This is a genomic window from Streptomyces bikiniensis, assembly GCF_000716625.1.
Taxonomy (GTDB): Bacteria; Actinomycetota; Actinomycetes; order Streptomycetales; family Streptomycetaceae; genus Streptomyces; species Streptomyces bikiniensis.
Window position 1 is genome coordinate 14,902 of record NZ_JNXJ01000001.1, and the last position, 16,806, is coordinate 31,707.

Sequence of the window (16,806 nt, forward strand, 5' to 3'; positions counted from 1 at the left end):
CCTTGCTGACCTGCGAAAACAACCTGCTCACAACTTTCCTCGCCCGAACCGCCCGGGCCGCGGCGGGCGACGCCCTGCCGGGTCGCCCGCTCCGAGCTTAAGCGGCAACGCCTACGGGGGCCGCATCCGAGGTGGTCCGCGGAAAGATTCCGTATGGATCCGTGAGGACAAGGGGGTCGCGGTGAACTTGACGCTTTTCGAACGCTTACGATCCTCTCCGTGTCCAAACTGACCGACGTGCCCAAACGGATCCTGATCGGGCGGGCCCTGCGCAGCGACAAGCTCGGAGAAACGCTCCTCTCGAAGCGGATCGCCCTCCCCGTCTTCGCCTCCGACCCGCTCTCCTCGGTGGCGTACGCGCCCGGCGAGGTCCTCCTCGTCCTCTCCGTAGCAGGTCTGTCGGCCTACCACTTCAGCCCCTGGATCGCGCTCGCGGTCGTCGTCCTGATGTTCACGGTCGTCGCCTCCTACCGGCAGAACGTGCACGCCTACCCGAGCGGCGGCGGCGACTACGAGGTCGCCAACACCAACCTCGGGCCGAAGGCCGGACTCACCGTGGCGAGCGCCCTGCTCGTCGACTACGTCCTGACCGTCGCCGTCTCCATCTCCTCGGGCATCGAGAACCTCGGCTCGGCGATCCCCTTCGTCGTCGAGCACAAGGTCGCCTGCGCGGTCGCCGTCATCGTGCTGCTCACCCTGATGAACCTGCGCGGGGTGAAGGAGTCCGGCACCCTCTTCGCCATCCCGACGTACGTCTTCGTCACCGGCGTCTTCCTGATGATCGCCTGGGGCGCCTACCGGGGCATCGTCCTCGGCGACACGATGAAGGCCCCCACCGCCGACTTCGAGATCAAACCCGAACACCAGGGACTGGCCGGATTCGCCCTCGTCTTCCTGCTGCTGCGCGCCTTCTCCTCCGGCTGCGCCGCGCTCACCGGCGTCGAGGCCATCTCCAACGGCGTCCCCGCCTTCCGCAAGCCGAAGTCGAAGAACGCCGCCACCACGCTCGCCCTCATGGGCGGCCTGGCCGTCACCATGTTCTGCGGCATCATCTTCCTGGCCATGGCCACCGACGTCCGGATGGCGGAGAAGCCCGCCCAGGACCTGATCCTCAACGGCGTCCCGGTCGGCCCGGACTACGTCCAGGACCCGGTCATCTCGCAGGTCGCGGCCGCCGTCTTCGGCGACGGGACGTTCCTCTTCGTCGTCCTCGCCGCCGCCACCGCGCTCGTCCTCTTCCTGGCCGCGAACACCGCGTACAACGGCTTCCCGCTCCTCGGCTCGATCCTCGCCCAGGACCGCTACCTGCCGCGCCAGCTGCACACCCGCGGCGACCGCCTCGCCTTCTCCAACGGCATCGTGCTCCTCGCCGGCGCCGCCGCCCTCCTCGTCTGGCTCTACGGGGCCGATTCGACCCGGCTGATCCAGCTGTACATCGTCGGCGTCTTCGTCTCCTTCACCCTCAGCCAGATCGGCATGGTCCGGCACTGGAACCGGCACCTGAAGGACGAGCAGGACCCGGCCAAGCGCCGCCACATGATCCGCTCCCGCGCGATCAACGCCTTCGGCGCCTTCTTCACCGGCCTCGTCCTGGTCGTCGTCCTCGCCACCAAGTTCACCCACGGCGCCTGGGTCGCCCTGCTCGGCATGGTCATCTTCTACGGAACGATGACCGCGATCCGCAGGCACTACGACTCGGTGGCCGCGGAGATCGCCGCCGCCGAGGAGCGGCCCGACGAGTACGTGCGCCCCTCCCGGGTCCGCTCCATCGTCCTCGTCTCCAGGCTCCACAAGCCCACCCTCCGCGCCCTGGCCTACGCCAAGCTCATGCACGCGAACGAGCTGGAGGCGCTGACCGTCAACGTCGACCCGGCCGATACGAAGGCCCTCAAGGAGGAGTGGGAGCGGCGTGGCATCAACGTCCCGCTCAAGATCCTCGACTCGCCGTACCGCGAGGTCACCCGCCCGGTGATCGAGTACGTGAAGAGCCTGCGCCGCGAGAGCCCGCGCGACGCCGTCTCCGTCTACATCCCCGAGTACGTCGTCGGCCACTGGTACGAGCACCTGCTGCACAACCAGAGCGCCCTGCGCCTCAAGGGCCGGCTGCTCTTCACCCCGGGCGTGATGGTGACCTCGGTCCCGTACCAGCTCCGGTCCTCCGAGGCCGCGCGGAAGCGGGCCAGGAAGCGCCAGGAGTGGAACGCGCCGGGCGCGGTCCGCCGGGGCCCGGTGGAGAAGGGCCACAAGGAACCGGCCGGAAAGAACACCCCCTAGGCCGCCCCGGGAGAACGACGGGAAAGACCGGGCTAGACTGGTGGGCTGCCGTCCGAACGGCAGCCCGCACCCCTTCCCCTTGGAGCTCCCCGCCATGCAGAACACCCCTGTCTCGTCGCTGGTCGGGGAGGAGTACGAGGTCGAGGTCGGCCCGGTCGCCCACGGCGGCCACTGCATCGCCCGTACGGAGTCCGGCCGGGTCCTCTTCGTCCGCCACGCCCTGCCGGGGGAGCGGGTCCTCGCCCGCGTCACCGAGGGCGAGGAGACCTCCCGCTTCCTGCGGGCCGACGCGGTCGAGATCCTTGACCCGTCCAAGGACCGGGTCGAGGCCCCCTGCCCCTTCGCCGGCCCCGGCAAGTGCGGCGGCTGCGACTGGCAGCACGCCAAGCCCGGCGCCCAGCGCCGGCTCAAGGGCGAGGTGATCGCGGAGCAGCTCCAGCGCCTGGCCGGGCTCACCCCGGAGGAGGCCGGCTGGGACGGCACGGTCATGCCGGCCGAGGGCGACAAGCTGCCCGCCGGCGAGGTCCCGCAGTGGCGCACCCGCGTCCAGTACGCGATCGACCCCGAGGGCCGCGCGGGCCTGCGCAAGCACCGCTCCCACGACGTCGAGGTCATCGACCACTGCATGATCGCCGCCCAGGGCGTCTCGGAGCTCGGCGTCGAGCAGCGCACCTGGGAGGGCATGGCCTCGGTCGAGGCGATCGCGGCCTCGGGCTCGAACGACCGCCAGGTCATCCTGACCCCCCGCCCGGGCGCCCGCCTGCCCCTGGTCGAGCTCGACAAGCCGGTCTCGGTCATGCGGGTCGACGAGAAGGACGGCGGGGTCCACCGCGTCCACGGCCGCGCCTTCGTCCGCGAGCGCGCCGACGAGCGCACCCACCGGGTGGGCAGCGGCGGCTTCTGGCAGATCCACCCGAAGGCCGCCGACACCCTGATGAAGGCCGTCATGCAGGGCCTCCTGCCGCGCAAGGGGGACACCGCCCTCGATCTCTACTGCGGCGTCGGCCTCTTCGCGGGCGCCCTCGCGGACCGCGTCGGCGACCGGGGCGCGGTCCTCGGCATCGAGTCCGGCAAGCGCGCGGTGGAAGACGCCCGCCACAACCTGCAGCACTTCGAGCGGGTCCGCATCGAACAGGGCAAGGTCGAATCGGTCCTCCCGCGCACCGGCATCACCGAGGTCGACCTCATCGTCCTCGACCCCCCGCGTGCCGGCGCCGGCAAGCAGACGGTCCACCACCTGACGACCCTCGGCGCCCGCCGCATCGCCTACGTAGCCTGCGACCCGGCGGCCCTGGCCCGAGACCTCGCCTACTTCGGGGAGCGGGGCTACCGGGTACGGACGCTGAGGGCGTTCGATCTGTTTCCGATGACGCATCATGTGGAGTGCGTCGCGATCCTTGAACCTGCCGAGAAGGGCCGCTGAACTGCGGTTTTCCTGAGTGTGCATGATGTGCGCCACGTGCGTTACGGGCGGTATCTTGACGTATGTCTGACGTATGTCTGACGCACGGACGGCCTCATTTCTGATGAGCCGTCATGCGAACTCGGCGACCGTCGGAGCGGAGTTCGACGCCGCTGCTCTCAGGCGCACCGAGGTGGCCGGGACGTCGGCTGCCGAGCCGTCGGCCGCCCCTGCCCCGCTGTTTTCGGTAGTGACGTTCCGTGATGCAGGCGGTGCCCCGGCCGTGTGGTGTCACGGGAGGGACGGCCGGAGACCGCGGACCCGCTGCCCGGGGATGTCGGGCAGCCGGGGCGGGGCGGTCCTGCCCTCGTCCTCACCCGGCCGCAGGACCTCGGCCGAGGCGAGCAGGGTCTCGATCAGCTCGTCCAGCTCCAGGCGCTTCTCCACCGCCTCCACGTGTGCCACCCGGGTGCTGGTGCTCGCCCGGGGCGGGGCGAGCAGGCTGCAGCAGTCCTCGTCCGGGAGTACCGAGACGTCCGCGGTTCCGATCGCCCGGGCCTCGTCGATGATCTCCTGCTTCTCCCGCCCGATCAGTGGGCGCAGTACGGGTAGGGACGCGGCTTCGTCGACGGCGACGAGGTTGGCCAGGGTCTGGCTCGCCACCTGCCCGAGGCTGTCGCCCGTGACGAGAGCCTCGGCGCCGGTGCCGGCCGCGAGTGCGGAGGCGGTACGCACCATGAGCCGGCGCTGGGCCACCACCTGGAGCCGCCCCGCGCCCGCGATCGCGAGCTGTTTCTGTGCCTGGCCGAGGGCTATGAGGTGCAGGGTCCCGGGCGGCTGGAACTCGTTCAGCCGGCGGGCGAGAGCGTAGGCCTTGTAGACGGACGCAGGATTCGTGTAAGGCGCTCCGCTGAAGTGGACGAAGTCGCAGGCCAGGCCCCGGCGCATGGCACGGTGTGCGGCGACGGGGGAGTCGTAGCCGCCGGACAGCAGCACCAGTGCCCGGCCGCTGGAGCCGACCGGAAGGCCGCTCAGACCGGAATGGCGCGCCCAGGAGAGGTAGGTCTCCTTTCGGTCGATCGCCACGGTCAGGGTGACCCCGGGCGCGGTGAGGTCGACGGACAGGGCGGGTAGCGCTTCGCGTATGCGGGCTCCGAGGTGGCGCTCCATGGGGGCCGAGGTGAGCGGGAACTGCTTGTCCCGCCGTTTCACCCGGACGGCGAAGCTCGACACGGTTCCGCTCCCGTGCAGGGTGCGCAGCGTGTCGACGGCCGTGGCGGTGATGATCTCCAGGGTGCTGGGGACGCGTACAGCCGGCTCCACCGAGGTGAAGCCGATCACGTTGCGTGCCCGCTCGACGAGGACGTCCTGCGGGACCTGTCCGCCGAGCACGGTCACGTGCTGTGCGTTCTTGATCCAGGTGGAGCCGCCGACGCCCCGCAGCGCGACACGGAGGTTGTCGTGCAGGCGCTCCGTGAAGCGGTGGCGGTTGCGGCCCTTGAGGAAGGCCTCGCCGTGCTTGAGCAGGACGCACGGGTCGGCCGAGGGCGGTGCGGTGAGGGCATCGGTGGTCATGGTGGTTCTCAGAAGTCCCAGTCGTCGTCGGCGGTGTCCTCGGCCTTGCCCATCACGTAGGACGAGCCCGAGCCGGAGAAGAAGTCGTGGTTCTCGTCCGCCCCGGGGGACAGAGCGGCGAGGATCTCGGGGTTGACCTCGGTCTCCGTGGCGCCGAATCGGGTCGGGTGGCCGAGGTTCATCAGGGCCTTGTTGGCGTTGTAGCGGACGAACACGGCCACGTCGTCCATGAGACCGAGCGGCTCGTAGAGCTCGCCCGAGTACTGCAGCTCCAGCTCGTAGAGCTCGTCCAGCAGCGCGTCGGTGAACTCGCGCATCTCGTCCTGACCGGCCTTCGTGAGCTTCTCCAGCCCCCGCTGGTACTTGTAGCCGGAGTAGTAGCCGTGCACGGCCTTGTCGCGGAGGATCAGCCGGATCATGTCGGCCGTGTTCGTCAGCAGGGCGTGGGTGGAGAAGTGCAGCGGAAGGTAGAAGCCTGCGTACAGCAGCAGCGACGACAGGAGAGTGGAGGCGACCTTCCGCTTGAGCGGGTCGTCACCGTAGTAGTGGGCGAGGACCGTCTTGCAGCGCTGCTGGAGGACGTCGTTGTCCACCGCCCAGCGGTAGGCGGCGTCGATCTCCGGGGTGGTGGCGAGGGTGGAGAACACGGACGAGTAGCTGCGGGCGTGGACGGCCTGCATGAAGGCGATGTTGGTGTACACCGCCTCCTCGTGCTCGGTACGGGCGTCCTGGATCTGGACGATCTCCCCGACGGTGGCCTGGACCGTGTCGAGCATGGTCAGTCCCGTGAACACCCGCATGGTGAGGGTGCGTTCCTCCGGGCTGAGACGCTGCTGCCAGGCGCTCACGTCGTTGGAGAGCGGGACCTTCTCCGGCAGCCAGAAGTTGGCGGTGAGCCGGTTCCACACCTCCAGGTCCTTCTCGTCGGTCACCCGGTTCCAGTTGACCGGGCGCAACCGTGCCAGGGGGTCGTGGCGGTAGGAGGGAGGGGTGACCGACACCTCGGTCAGCGGTGCGGGCGTGGTGGTCATCGCTGGTGCTTTCGTGAGCTGTGCGGGCGGGGTGGCGGTCACAGGGTGCAGGAGAGGCAGTTCTCGATCTCGGTGCCTTCGAGGGCCTCCTGGCGCAGCCGGATGTAGTAGAGGGTCTTGATGCCCTTGCGCCAGGCGTGGATCTGCGCCCTGTTCAGGTCGCGGGTGGTGGCGGTGTCCCGGAAGAAGAGCGTGCAGCTCAGGCCCTGGTCCACGTGCTGGGTCGCCGCCGCGTAGGTGTCGATGATCTTTTCGGCGCCGATCTCGTACGCGTCCTGGAAGTACTCCGCGTTGTCGTCGTCCAGGTGCGGTGCCGGGTAGTAGACGCGGCCGAGCTTGCCCTCCTTGCGGATCTCCACCTTGGCGGCGACCGGGTGGATGGAGGCGGTGGCGTCGTTGATGTAGCTGATGGACCCGGTGGGAGGGACGGCCTGGAGGTACTGGTTGTAGATGCCGTGCGCCTGGACCGACCTCTTCAGCTCCCGCCAGTCGTCGCGCGTGGGGAGGTGGATCCCGGCTTCCGCGAAGAGGTCCCGCACGCGTGCGGTGGCCGGTTCCCAGGTGCGGTCGGTGTACTTGTCGAAGTACGAGCCGTCGGCGTACGCGGAGCCGGCGAAGCCGTCGAACGCCGTGCCGCGCTCGGTCGCGATCCGGTTCGAGGCGCGCAGCGCATGATAGGCGACGGTGTAGAAGTACATGTCGGTGAAGTCCACTCCTTCCTCGCTGCCGTAGTGGATGCGCTGCGAGGCCAGGTAGCCGTGGAGGTTCATCTGGCCGAGGCCGATGGCGTGGGACAGGTCGTTGCCGCGGGCCACGGAGGGCACGGCGCCGATGTCGGACTGGTCGGAGACGGAGGTCAGGGCGCGCACCGCGGTCTCCACCGTCGCCCCGAGGTCGGGGGAGGCCATGGCGGCGGCGATGTTGAGAGAGCCGAGATTGCAGGAGACGTCCCGGCCGACGGTCTCGTAGCCGAGTGCCGCGTCGTAGGTGCTGGGAGTGTTGACCTGGAGGATCTCCGAGCACAGGTTGGACATGTTGATCCAGCCGGGGACCGGGTTGGCACGGTTGACGGTGTCCTCGAACAACAGGTAGGGATAGCCCGACTCGAACTGCAGCTCCGCGACCGTCTTGAAGAACTCGCGGGCGCTGAGCGCGGTCTTGCGGATCCGCGGGTTGGCGACCATGTCGTCGTAGTGCTCGCTGACGGACAGGTCCGCGAGCGGCTTTCCGTACTCGCGCTCCACGTCGTACGGGGAGAACAGGTGCATGTCCTCGTTGCGCTTGGCGAGTTCGAAGGTGATGTCCGGGACCACGACCCCCAGGGAGAGGGTCTTGATGCGGATCTTCTCGTCGGCGTTCTCCCGCTTGGTGTCCAGGAACCGCATGATGTCGGGGTGGTGCGCGTGCAGGTACACCGCGCCGGCCCCCTGGCGGGCGCCGAGCTGGTTGGCGTAGGAGAAGGAGTCCTCCAGCAACTTCATCACCGGCACCACACCGGACGCCTGGTTCTCGATCTTCTTGATCGGGGCCCCGCGCTCGCGCAGGTTCGTCAGCAGCAGGGCCACGCCGCCGCCGCGCTTGGACAGCTGGAGCGCCGAATTGATCCCGCGTCCGATGGACTCCATGTTGTCCTCGACCCGCAGCAGGAAGCAGGAGACGAGCTCTCCACGCTGGGCCTTGCCGGCGTTGAGGAAGGTGGGGGTGGCGGGCTGGAAGCGGCCCGTCATCATGTCGTCCACCAGCCGGGCGGCCAGGGCCTCGTCGCCGGCGCCGAGGTACAGGGCTGTCGCCACCACGCGGTCCTCGTACCGCTCCAGGTAGCGGGAGCCGTCGAACGTCTTCAGGGTGTAGGAGGTGTAGTACTTGAAGGCGCCCAGGAAGGTGCGGAAGCGGTGCTTGTACGCGTACGCCCTGCGGTACAGGTCCTCCACGAACGGCCAGGCGTAGTGCCTGATCGGGGCTTCCTCGTAGTAGTCGTTCTCGATCAGGTGGTCGATCTTCTCCTTCAGCGTGGGGAAGACCACCGTGTTCGGGTTGACGTGCTGGAGGAAGTACTGGCGGACCGCCTCGCGGTCCTTGCCGAACTGGATGCGTCCGTCGCAGTCGTACATGTTCAGCATGGCGTTCAGCGCGTGGTAGTCCTTGCGCGCGCCGACGGACTCGCGCGGGCCGGCCTGCGCGGTGGCGGCCGGGGCGGCGACCGCGCTCATGCCGCCGGCCGTCCCGTCACCGATGACTGTCGTGTCCAAAACCTCTGCAGTCCTTCCTTCACGGCGCGGACGTCGCGGTCCGTACCCAGCAGTTCGAATCGGTAGAGCTCGGGCACCCCGCACTTCGCCGAGATCACCCGGCCCGCGAGGCAGTAGTCCGCACCGAAGTTGGTGTTGCCCGAAGCGATCACGCCGCGCAGCAGCGCACGGTTGTCCGGGTCGTTCAGGAAGCGGATCACCTGCTTGGGGACCGCGCCCGCGTGCTCGCCGCCGCCGTACGTCGGCACGATGAGCACGTACGGCCCGGCGGCCCGGGGCATGTCGTCGCGATGCGGGTGCAGGGGGATGCGCGTCGCCGGCAGATCCAGCTTCTCCACGAAGCGTTTGGTGTTCTCCGAGACACTGGAGAAATACACGAGACCGCTCATCGGTCCCCGCTCCTCTCGCTCGTTCCCGTGTCCGGGGCTGGGGGGGGAACGCGGCGGAGCGTACGGCGAGCGGCGGATCGGCGGAGGAAAGCTCGTCCGATCCGGGTCCGTGCGGCAGCCACGCGGCCCTCCCTCGGGGCCTCGGAGCGCGTACGCCGCGATTCGGCGGACGCACCGGTGGCAGGTCTTCGGACTCGCGGGCCCTTCTCGGCGCCATACGCCGAGGATTCCTACCGGCCGTCGCTTCCCGAGCCCGCTCCGGCGGACTCAGTGCGTATGACGGCGGTCGTTCCCGCTCACCGCTGCGGGGCAGTCCCGGATTCTCACCGGGTTCCCTCTTGCCTCGCCCGGCACATCGGTGCCTGGCGAACCACCAGCACGAGCAACACTACATCTGGGAGCCGGGATGTCCAGCCTGGGCAGATGTTGTGTCGCAGCTCGAACTTAGGTATACCTAAGTAATCCCCTTATGGTGCCGTCGCCTGTCGGTTCGCTCCGCCCGGTCGGGCCATCTTCCGGGCGTGACGAAGACACGCGCCGAGTTCGGAGGCGAGCCCCCGTGTGTCAGCAGGGTCGGCCGAGGCCAGCCGCTTCTCCAGGGACTCCAGCCGGTCGACGAGCTCCCGCAGCCCGCTCCGCAGCGCGCGGACACGCGACGCCTGCCCACCCAGCTGGCGGCGACTCGCCAGCAGCTTGTCGAACTCGCTCGGCGAGAGGACGACCACCCGCTCCCCGTCCAGAACCAGGTGTCGAACGTGCCTGTTCATGCCGCCTCCCCGCGTCGGCCGCCAGTCGGTCGCGTGGCGGCGACATATCAGAATACGGACAACGCGATGCGTGAGTTCCCTGTGCGAGGCGTGCGCCGGAAAGAGTGAAACGTTCGCGGAAACGGCCCCGCCCGCGGTCCGGGCCGGTTTCGGCAGGATCGCGGGCGGGGTGTGACATGCGTGAGGAAGTGGGTCCGGTTACGGACGTACGGGAGCCACGCGCGGCTTCGGGTTGGTGCTCGCGGTCTTGTTCAGCGAGAACGACCAGCCCTCGAAGCTGCCCTGGGCCGGCTTGCGGCCCGAGGCGCCGGACGTGCTGTAGGTCCAGCTGCCGCCGTTGGGGGCGTGCCAGTACGACCAGTACGCCGAGGCCGGGGGAGTGTTCACACAGGACTCGGTGGCGGCGGTGGGCTTGCCCTCGATGCGGCAGACGAAGGCCTTGCCCCAGCGCTGGGTCCCGGTGACGTCGAATCCGGCGTTCTCCAGCGCGGCGAGGCCGGTGGCCTGGTCGCCGGGGGCGCAGCGGACGACGGTGCCGCCGCCGAGCTCCTGGAAGTCGACGACCACGGTCACGCCGCTGCTGTTCGGGCAGTAGCCGGCCGTCCCCTTGCCGTTCAGGGCGGTGGCCTCGGGGGCGGACGCCAGGCCGAGGCCCGTCAGGCCCAGGACCAGCGCGAGGGACAGCACGGCGGCGCGCAGCGCGCGTACCGCGTGGCTGTAGGTGGATCTGGTCATGTGTCGTTCCTTCTGTTCGAGGCCGCGCGTAGGAGTCGCGGCCGAGTGCGGGCGCAGTGTTCGGGCGGCGGCCCCGGTGGCCGAGCCGAGTCAGGCCGTGCCGAGGGCCGGGGCGGGCCGCTCCGCACGGATGCCGCGCCGTACCGGCGCGGTGGTGCTCATGCCCGCGCCCTCTCGCCGCGGCGCCTGGCGGTGCGGACCGCGGCGTAGCCGGCCGCGGCGAGTCCCGCCGCGACGCCGGCGAGTGCCAGGGCGCTGGTGCCGGTGGCGGCCAGCACGCCGCCGCTGCCGCCCTGAGGCGTGGCCGTGTTCGGGTTCGCGGCTGCGGTGGGCGTCGGACTGCCGGTGCCGTCGGGCGACGCGGTCGCGCCGGGATCGTCCGACGGGTGATCGGTCGGGTCGTCCGACGGGGTACCGCTGGGGTCGGCGGTCGGGTCGCCGGTCGGGGTGTCGCCGGGGTCGTCCGACGGGGTACCGCTGGGGTCTCCCGACGGGTCGCCGGTCGGGGTGTCGCTGGGGTCGCCCGACGGGGTCCCGGTCGGGTCGTCGGTCGGGTCCGGGCCGGGGCCGGGCTCGGTCAGGCCGATCCTCCCCAGGGGAACCTGCGCGAGCGCGAGCACGGCCTGCGGCGTGGCGCGGCGCCACTGGTCGCGGAACTCGCCGATGCCGGCGGCCTTCGCGTCGGCCAGTGCCGCGTCGTTGTACGCGATGGCGCCGCTCTCCGCCGCAGCGGCTCCTCCGTTCGACGCGCTGATCTGCCGGGCCTCCACCCAGTCCGCCGCCTTGTCGGCCTCCGCCTGGTGTCCCGTCGCCGCCAGCGCCTGGCCGCCGAGGCCCGTGCTGTTCGCGTTGGCGTCGCTGGTGGGGCCGGATCCGGTCAGCGAGCCGTCGGCCTGCTGGGTCTTCGCCAGCCAGTCGCCGCCCTTCCCGGCGGCCTCGGCGGCACCCACCGCACCGTCCTCGGCCGCGGCCAGCAGCGCCTGCACGGCCATGGCCGTGGAGTCCGGGTCCAGTACCACGGTCGCCCCCTGGGCGTCGCAGTCTCCGGTCACCGTGGTGTCGCCGCTGTCGAGGTCGAACGGGAAGAGGCGGAAGCCGCCCGCCGCGCACTGCTGGTCGATGAGGAAGTCGACGGCGCTCTGCGGCACGTCACCGCTGCGCGCGAGTCCGAGCACGGCCAGGGACTGACCGAAGGTGTTGCTGTCGTCGCGGCCCCCGACGACCTTGTCCTTCACCCGGCCCTCCTCCAGCCCCGCGGAAGGTCCGGCGATCAGGTCGAGCGTCTCCTGCCGCAGGTCGTACGCACCGAACTCGGCGGGGTCCTCCCCCGCGACCACGGCCGCATAGAGCAGCTTGGCGGTGGCACCGGCCACCCGCTGACCGGGCTCGCCCCAGGCGTCGAAGCTGTTGTAGTCACGGACGTGTGCCTTCAGCGTGTCCACGACCTTGTCGGCCGACGCCTCGTCCGTGCCCGTCGCCTTCAGGGCGATGAGGGTGTCGATCGTCAGGCCCCAGTCGTACATGCCGGGGGCGAAGCCGGGTATCGCACCGTTGTCGAGCTCACCGGCCTGCCATCGGGCGGCGGCCACGGCGGGGTCGTGTCGCGGCGCGGCGGCGGCGCTGGAGCTGAGGGTGACCAGGCCCGCGGCGAGTACACAGCCGCCGGCGGCCAGCGCGGCGACGAGCTTGACCTGTGGTCTGACGCCGAGCATGGCGCAGATCCCTTCGACAAGGGGCCCGCACCATGTCCCCCGGAACGCCGACGACGCGGAAGGAGCCCTGAAGCGTGTTCGTGGGGCGAACACACCAGGGCCCGGGAGGCGGTGACCGGGCTCCACGCTGCAGACCATGACAGTGAGAAGCAGTACACGGACACGAGAGAGTGATCCGGCTCGCGGCAAGGAGTGCTCCACCGCTCACGGTTGCAGGTCAGCGCCGGACTCGCACCGGCTTCCCTCCCTCGCGTACGCATTCAGTTGTGCGTCCGCCATCAAGCGGAACGGCCGAATCCTATGCAGGTGAAAGCAATTTCGGCCAGCTCGATACGTGCGGTACACGCCACATTGCGCTCGCGACGCCGCAGTTCACAGCGTCGGACACCGCCTCAGGCCCGCCTGGTGTCCCGAACGGGAGGGCACGGGCGGCCCGGACACGGGAGGTCCGGGTCGCCCGCCCTGAGAACGCCGACCGTCAGAACGAGGTCCAGGTGAAGGCGACCTGGTCGCCGTTCTCTATCTCGAACTGGCAGCCGCCGACGGGGGTCGGGGTGCCGTTCACCGAGATGCTCCAGTACGCCGAGCCGCCGCCGCTGACGCCCTTGACCGTGTCGACGGAGAAGTCGTCGAACGACGCGTACCAGGTCCCGTCCCACGTGAAGCCGTTGCGCTTGGCCGCGTGATCGAGGGCGGCCGTCGGGGTCGGGACCTTCGTGGCGTGCGCGCTGCCGTTGGTGCCGTCGCACTTGTGGGTGCCGCCGGTGGTGGTCGTGACGTCGTGGCCCCAGGTGAAGACCTTCTTCTGGAAGAGCAGTCCGTCGGGGCCCTGGACGGTGACGGTCACTCTCACCGGCGCGTTCGTGAACGAGGCCGTGGTCCCGGCCTGCGCGACCGCGGGCGCGGTGGTCAGGGCGAGACCGAGGGCCGTGGTGGTGACGGCGGCGCGGCGGAGCAGGGTGGTGCGCATGAGGTTCCCTTCGGTAAGGAATGCGTGGTCGGTGCGTGGTTCATCCGGCGGTGCCGTCCGGGCTCGTGTCCCGGCCCGCGAAGCGGATCGGGGCCTGGAAGCGGGCTTTGCGGGCGGCGCGGCGGAAGACGGTGAGGACGGCGGGGCCGGCCAGGGTGATGGCGACGAGGTTGGTGACGGCGCGTCCGGTGTCCCAGCCGAGCGAGGTCGCCAGGTCGAAGGCGAGGTACCGCTGGAACTGCTCGGTGAACGGGAGTCCCGGGAGGTAGGCGATGGAACTGTTCGGGTCCAGGGAGAAGGGCCAGAAGGAGAGGTTGAGCAGGAAGCCGAACAGATAGCCGGAGAGCGAGCCGTACACCGCCAGGAGGGCCACCTCCCGACGGCCGGTGGCCTTCGGCAGGAACCCGGCGAGCATGCCGACGAAGGCGCAGCCGAACATCTGGTACGGCATCCAGGGGCCGACGCCGCCGGTGATGAGCGCCGAGGCGAAGAGCGAGGTGCAGCCCAGGGTGAACCCGAAGCCGGGACCGTAGACCCGGCCCGCGAGCACGAGGATGAAGAAGACCGTCTCGATGCCGGCGGTCCCCGCGCCGAGGGGGCGGATGGCGGCGTTGACGGCGGACAGGACGCCCAGCATGGCCAGGGCCTTGGAGTTGATGCCGCCCTCGGCTATCTCGGAGATCACCACGCAGAGCACGATGACGAGCAGCACGCCGAAGATCAGGGGCGGGGCGTAGTTCGAGCCGAACTTGCCGGGCGCGACGAGGAACGGCCAGAAGAACGCGACGACGCCGAGGAAGGCCGCCATGGCGATGACGAGCGCGGCTCGGGGGCGGATGCGGATGGCCGCGGGGGAGGTGCTCACGCGCTCGGGTCCGTTCCGTGGACGTCGAGTACCGAGGCCAGTTGGTCCACGGTGAGGTAGGGCAGGGGAGCGAGGATCTTCGCGGTCTGCGGGGCGAAGACGGGGGAGGCGACGATGACCTCGGTGGTGGGTCCGTCGGCGACGACGTCCCCCTCGGCCATGACGACGACCCGGTCGGCGGCACGGGCGACGAACTCGACGTCGTGGGTGGAGATGACGACGGTGCGGCCCTCTGCCGCGAGGCCGTCGACGATCCCGATCAGTTCGCCCTTGGCCCGGTAGTCGAGCCCGCGCGTGGGCTCGTCGAGGAGCACGACCCGGGGGGCGGCGGCGAGTTGGATCGCGAGGACGAGGGCGAGTTTCTGGCCCTCGGACAGATCGCGGGGGTGGGTGGTGTCGGGGATGCCGGGCGCGAGCCGGTCGAGCAGGGCGCGGGCCGGGATGCCGTCGGCCCGTACTTCGGACTCGGAGTCGGCCTGGTCGAGTTCCTGCTTGACGCTCTCCAGATAGAGCAGGTCGGTGGGCGTCTGCGGCACCAGGCCGACGAGGCGGCGGGCCTCGGTCGCCGAGACCTTCCGGGGATCTCGCGTCCCCGGGCCGTCGGACTCCCCTACGGAGACCGAACCGGCCTTGCGGGGGCCGGAGCCCTGGAGCGCCCAGAGCAGGGAGGACTTGCCGGAGCCGTTGCGGCCCATGAGCGCGGTGATCTCCCCGCCGCGGAGGTCGAGGTCGACCTCTCGGACGGCGGGCACGCCCTGGTACGTGACCGTGATGCCGCGTGCGGTCAGCAGCCGGGGCCGGTCCGCGCCGGGCGCCGGCCGGACCGCCGGGGGCACGACACCGTTCAACCGGCTCCGCAGGGGCGCCGCCGCCCGTCGGGCGTCGCGGATGGACAGGGGCAGCGGCGACCATCCGGCGGTGCGGCCGAGCTCGACGACGGGCGGGGCGATGGACGACGTACGGAAGACGTCCGCGGGTGGTCCGGAGACCACGCGCCCGTCCCCGGGGAGGTGGATGACGCGGTCGGCGTACTGGACGACCCGCTCCAGGCGGTGTTCGGCGAGCAGGACGGTGACGCCGAGGTCGTGGACGAGTCGGGTGACGGCGGCCAGGACCTCCTCGGCGGCCGTCGGGTCCAACGCGGAGGTCGGCTCGTCGAGGACCAGGACGCGCGGGTGGGCGGTGAGGACGGAGCCGATGGCGACGCGCTGCTGCTGGCCTCCGGAGAGCTCGTGCAGGGCCCGGTGGCGCAGGTCGGCGAGACCCAGCAGGTCGAGGGTCTCCTCGACGCGCTTGCGCATGGTGGCGGGTGGGACCGCCAACTGTTCCATCGCGTAGGCGAGTTCCTCCTCGACGGTGTCGGTGACGAAGCCGTCGAGGGGGTCCTGTCCGACGACGCCGACGACGTCGGCGAGTTCGCGCGGCGGGTGGTCGGCGGTGTCCCGGCCGTCGACGGTGACCCGGCCGTAGAGGGTGCCGCCGGTGAAGTGCGGGACGAGCCCGTTGACGGCGCCGAGGAGGGTCGACTTGCCGACGCCGGTGTGGCCGACGACGAGGCAGAGTTCGCCCTCCTCCACGGTCAGGTTCACGTCCCGCAGGACGGGCTCGGCCGTGTCCTCGTAGTGGACGGTGACCTGGTCGAAGGTGATCACGTGGATTCCTCGGTGCGCTGTGCGGGGATGCCCGGACGGACCGGTGCGCTCGGTGGTGGGGCCAGGAATCCGGCGGTCCCCGCGAGCAGGATCGCGGCGGCCGGAACCAGCGGGAGCGTGGGCCAGCTGAGCGGGTAGATGGAGGGGTTGAGCTCCGCGGCGTTGAAGCCCGCGTTGCTGAACAGGAGTACGGCGGACAGGACACCGCAGCCGGCGACGGCCCACTCGGCGGCCCGCCAGGGGTCCGGCCGGTAGGCGGTCCGGGTGATCCGGCGCCCGCCGAGGCGCAGCCCCGCCACGCACAGCAGTCCGCCGGCCAGCAGTGCGGGGAAGCCGAGCAGCATGGGGGCGGTGGCGTCGAGGAGTCCGTACGCGCCGGCGCACAGGCCGCACATGCCCAGCAGCATCAGGGCGCCGGTCGTGCGGCGGGAGCGGCGGGTGGCCGTTCCGGCCCGGCCGTAGCCGCGGGAGTCCATGGCCGCGGCGAGCCGCAGGGAGCGTTCCAGGGCGTCTTCGAGGACGGGGACGATGATGCCGCGCAGGGCACGCAACCCCTTGGAACGCCCGGCCCGCAGGCGTCGTGCCCGGTGCACCCGCTGGACGCTCTGCACCAGTTGGGGCGCCACGCTGATGGACACCGTGACGGCCACGCCGAGTTCGTACAGCGCGCCGGGAAGCACCCGTAGCGCCCGCTTGGGGTTGGCGAGGGTGTTGGCGGCGCCGATGCAGCAGAGCATGCAGGCGAGCCGGAGGCCGTCCGTGGCGGCGGAGAGCAGGGCCTCCAGGGAGACCGGGCCGCCGATCTGGATGCCGGCGTACCAGTCCGGGGTGGGCAGGTGAGGGAGGGAGAAGAGGAAGTGGTCGTGGGGGGTGATGCCGGTGGCGAAGACCGCGCGGAACACCACCCGGATCGCGACGACGGTGAGCGCCAGGTAGAGGTAGTACTTGAAGCCGCGCGCCCAGGGGGCCTCGGTGCGGCGCATGGTGATGACGTATCCGAGGACCGCGAGGACCAGGAAGAGCAGCAGCGGGTTGTTGGTGCGGCTGACCGCGGTGGCGAGCGCCAGGGCCCAGATCCACCAGGCGACGGGATGGAGGGTGCGGGGCAGCCGACGGCCGCCCGCGTCCGGCGCGAGGCCGGGCGCGGACGACCGAGCGGTCGCCGCGGAGGTGCGGGACACGCGG

General features: G+C 70.7%; 13 protein-coding genes and 2 riboswitches. Of the genes, 2 read left to right on the forward strand and 11 right to left on the reverse strand.

The genetic code is table 11. The annotated features are described in order from the left end of the window. Positions 1–219 precede the first annotated feature (219 nt). Positions 220–2,274 (forward strand): APC family permease, encoded by a 2,055-nt coding sequence (locus OO47_RS00090; RefSeq protein ID WP_030211258.1) that lies wholly within the window; start codon positions 220–222, stop codon positions 2,272–2,274. Positions 2,275–2,368: 94 nt separating this feature from the next. Then, positions 2,369–3,697: a class I SAM-dependent RNA methyltransferase gene (locus OO47_RS00095; RefSeq protein ID WP_030211260.1), complete on the forward strand. Its 1,329-nt coding sequence runs from the start codon at positions 2,369–2,371 to the stop codon at positions 3,695–3,697. A 270-nt stretch (positions 3,698–3,967) separates the two neighbouring features. Here OO47_RS00095 and thiI read toward each other — a convergent pair whose 3' ends face one another. The 11 genes from thiI to OO47_RS00150 form a co-directional block, all read right to left on the reverse strand. Continuing rightward, the gene (gene thiI, locus OO47_RS00100; protein ID WP_051715751.1) at positions 3,968–5,251 is read right to left on the reverse strand and encodes a tRNA uracil 4-sulfurtransferase ThiI; all 1,284 of its coding nucleotides are present in this window, start codon (positions 5,249–5,251) and stop codon (positions 3,968–3,970) included. 8 nt (positions 5,252–5,259) lie between these two features. Further along, entirely contained in the window at positions 5,260–6,282 is a 1,023-nt protein-coding gene (nrdF, locus tag OO47_RS00105) for a class 1b ribonucleoside-diphosphate reductase subunit beta (RefSeq protein WP_078489405.1), read from the reverse strand. A gap of 38 nt (positions 6,283–6,320) precedes the next feature. Continuing rightward, on the reverse strand, positions 6,321–8,531 hold the full coding sequence (nrdE, locus tag OO47_RS00110; RefSeq protein WP_030211264.1) for a class 1b ribonucleoside-diphosphate reductase subunit alpha: 2,211 nt from the start codon (positions 8,529–8,531) through the stop codon (positions 6,321–6,323). Then, the gene (gene nrdI / locus OO47_RS00115; protein WP_030211265.1) at positions 8,489–8,920 is read right to left on the reverse strand and encodes a class Ib ribonucleoside-diphosphate reductase assembly flavoprotein NrdI; all 432 of its coding nucleotides are present in this window, start codon (positions 8,918–8,920) and stop codon (positions 8,489–8,491) included. Before nrdI ends, nrdE begins: the two co-directional genes overlap by 43 nt. Positions 8,921–9,082: 162 nt before the next feature. Beyond that, positions 9,083–9,310: riboswitch (cobalamin riboswitch) on the reverse strand. Positions 9,311–9,387: 77 nt separating this feature from the next. After that, positions 9,388–9,687, reverse strand: a complete 300-nt coding sequence (locus OO47_RS00120; RefSeq protein WP_033207501.1) for a hypothetical protein — start codon at positions 9,685–9,687, stop codon at positions 9,388–9,390. Positions 9,688–9,885: 198 nt separating this feature from the next. Then, on the reverse strand, positions 9,886–10,422 hold the full coding sequence (locus OO47_RS00125; RefSeq protein WP_030211268.1) for a hypothetical protein: 537 nt from the start codon (positions 10,420–10,422) through the stop codon (positions 9,886–9,888). Between the two features lie 158 nt (positions 10,423–10,580). Then, entirely contained in the window at positions 10,581–12,134 is a 1,554-nt protein-coding gene (locus OO47_RS00130; RefSeq protein WP_051715753.1) for a prenyltransferase/squalene oxidase repeat-containing protein, read from the reverse strand. A gap of 96 nt (positions 12,135–12,230) precedes the next feature. Beyond that, positions 12,231–12,442: riboswitch (cobalamin riboswitch) on the reverse strand. A gap of 170 nt (positions 12,443–12,612) precedes the next feature. Further along, positions 12,613–13,104, reverse strand: coding sequence for a DUF4430 domain-containing protein (locus OO47_RS00135; RefSeq protein WP_030211273.1), 492 nt, complete (start codon positions 13,102–13,104; stop codon positions 12,613–12,615). A 40-nt stretch (positions 13,105–13,144) separates the two neighbouring features. Continuing rightward, complete coding sequence (locus OO47_RS00140; protein ID WP_030211279.1) at positions 13,145–13,969, reverse strand: ECF transporter S component; 825 nt, start codon at positions 13,967–13,969, stop codon at positions 13,145–13,147. Further along, the gene (locus tag OO47_RS00145) at positions 13,966–15,621 is read right to left on the reverse strand and encodes an ABC transporter ATP-binding protein (RefSeq protein WP_030211281.1); all 1,656 of its coding nucleotides are present in this window, start codon (positions 15,619–15,621) and stop codon (positions 13,966–13,968) included. The genes OO47_RS00140 and OO47_RS00145 overlap by 4 nt, the downstream gene beginning before the upstream one ends. Next, positions 15,618–16,802, reverse strand: a complete 1,185-nt coding sequence (locus OO47_RS00150) for an energy-coupling factor transporter transmembrane component T (RefSeq protein WP_030211283.1) — start codon at positions 16,800–16,802, stop codon at positions 15,618–15,620. The genes OO47_RS00145 and OO47_RS00150 overlap by 4 nt, the downstream gene beginning before the upstream one ends. Between the last annotated feature and the right edge of the window lie 4 nt (positions 16,803–16,806).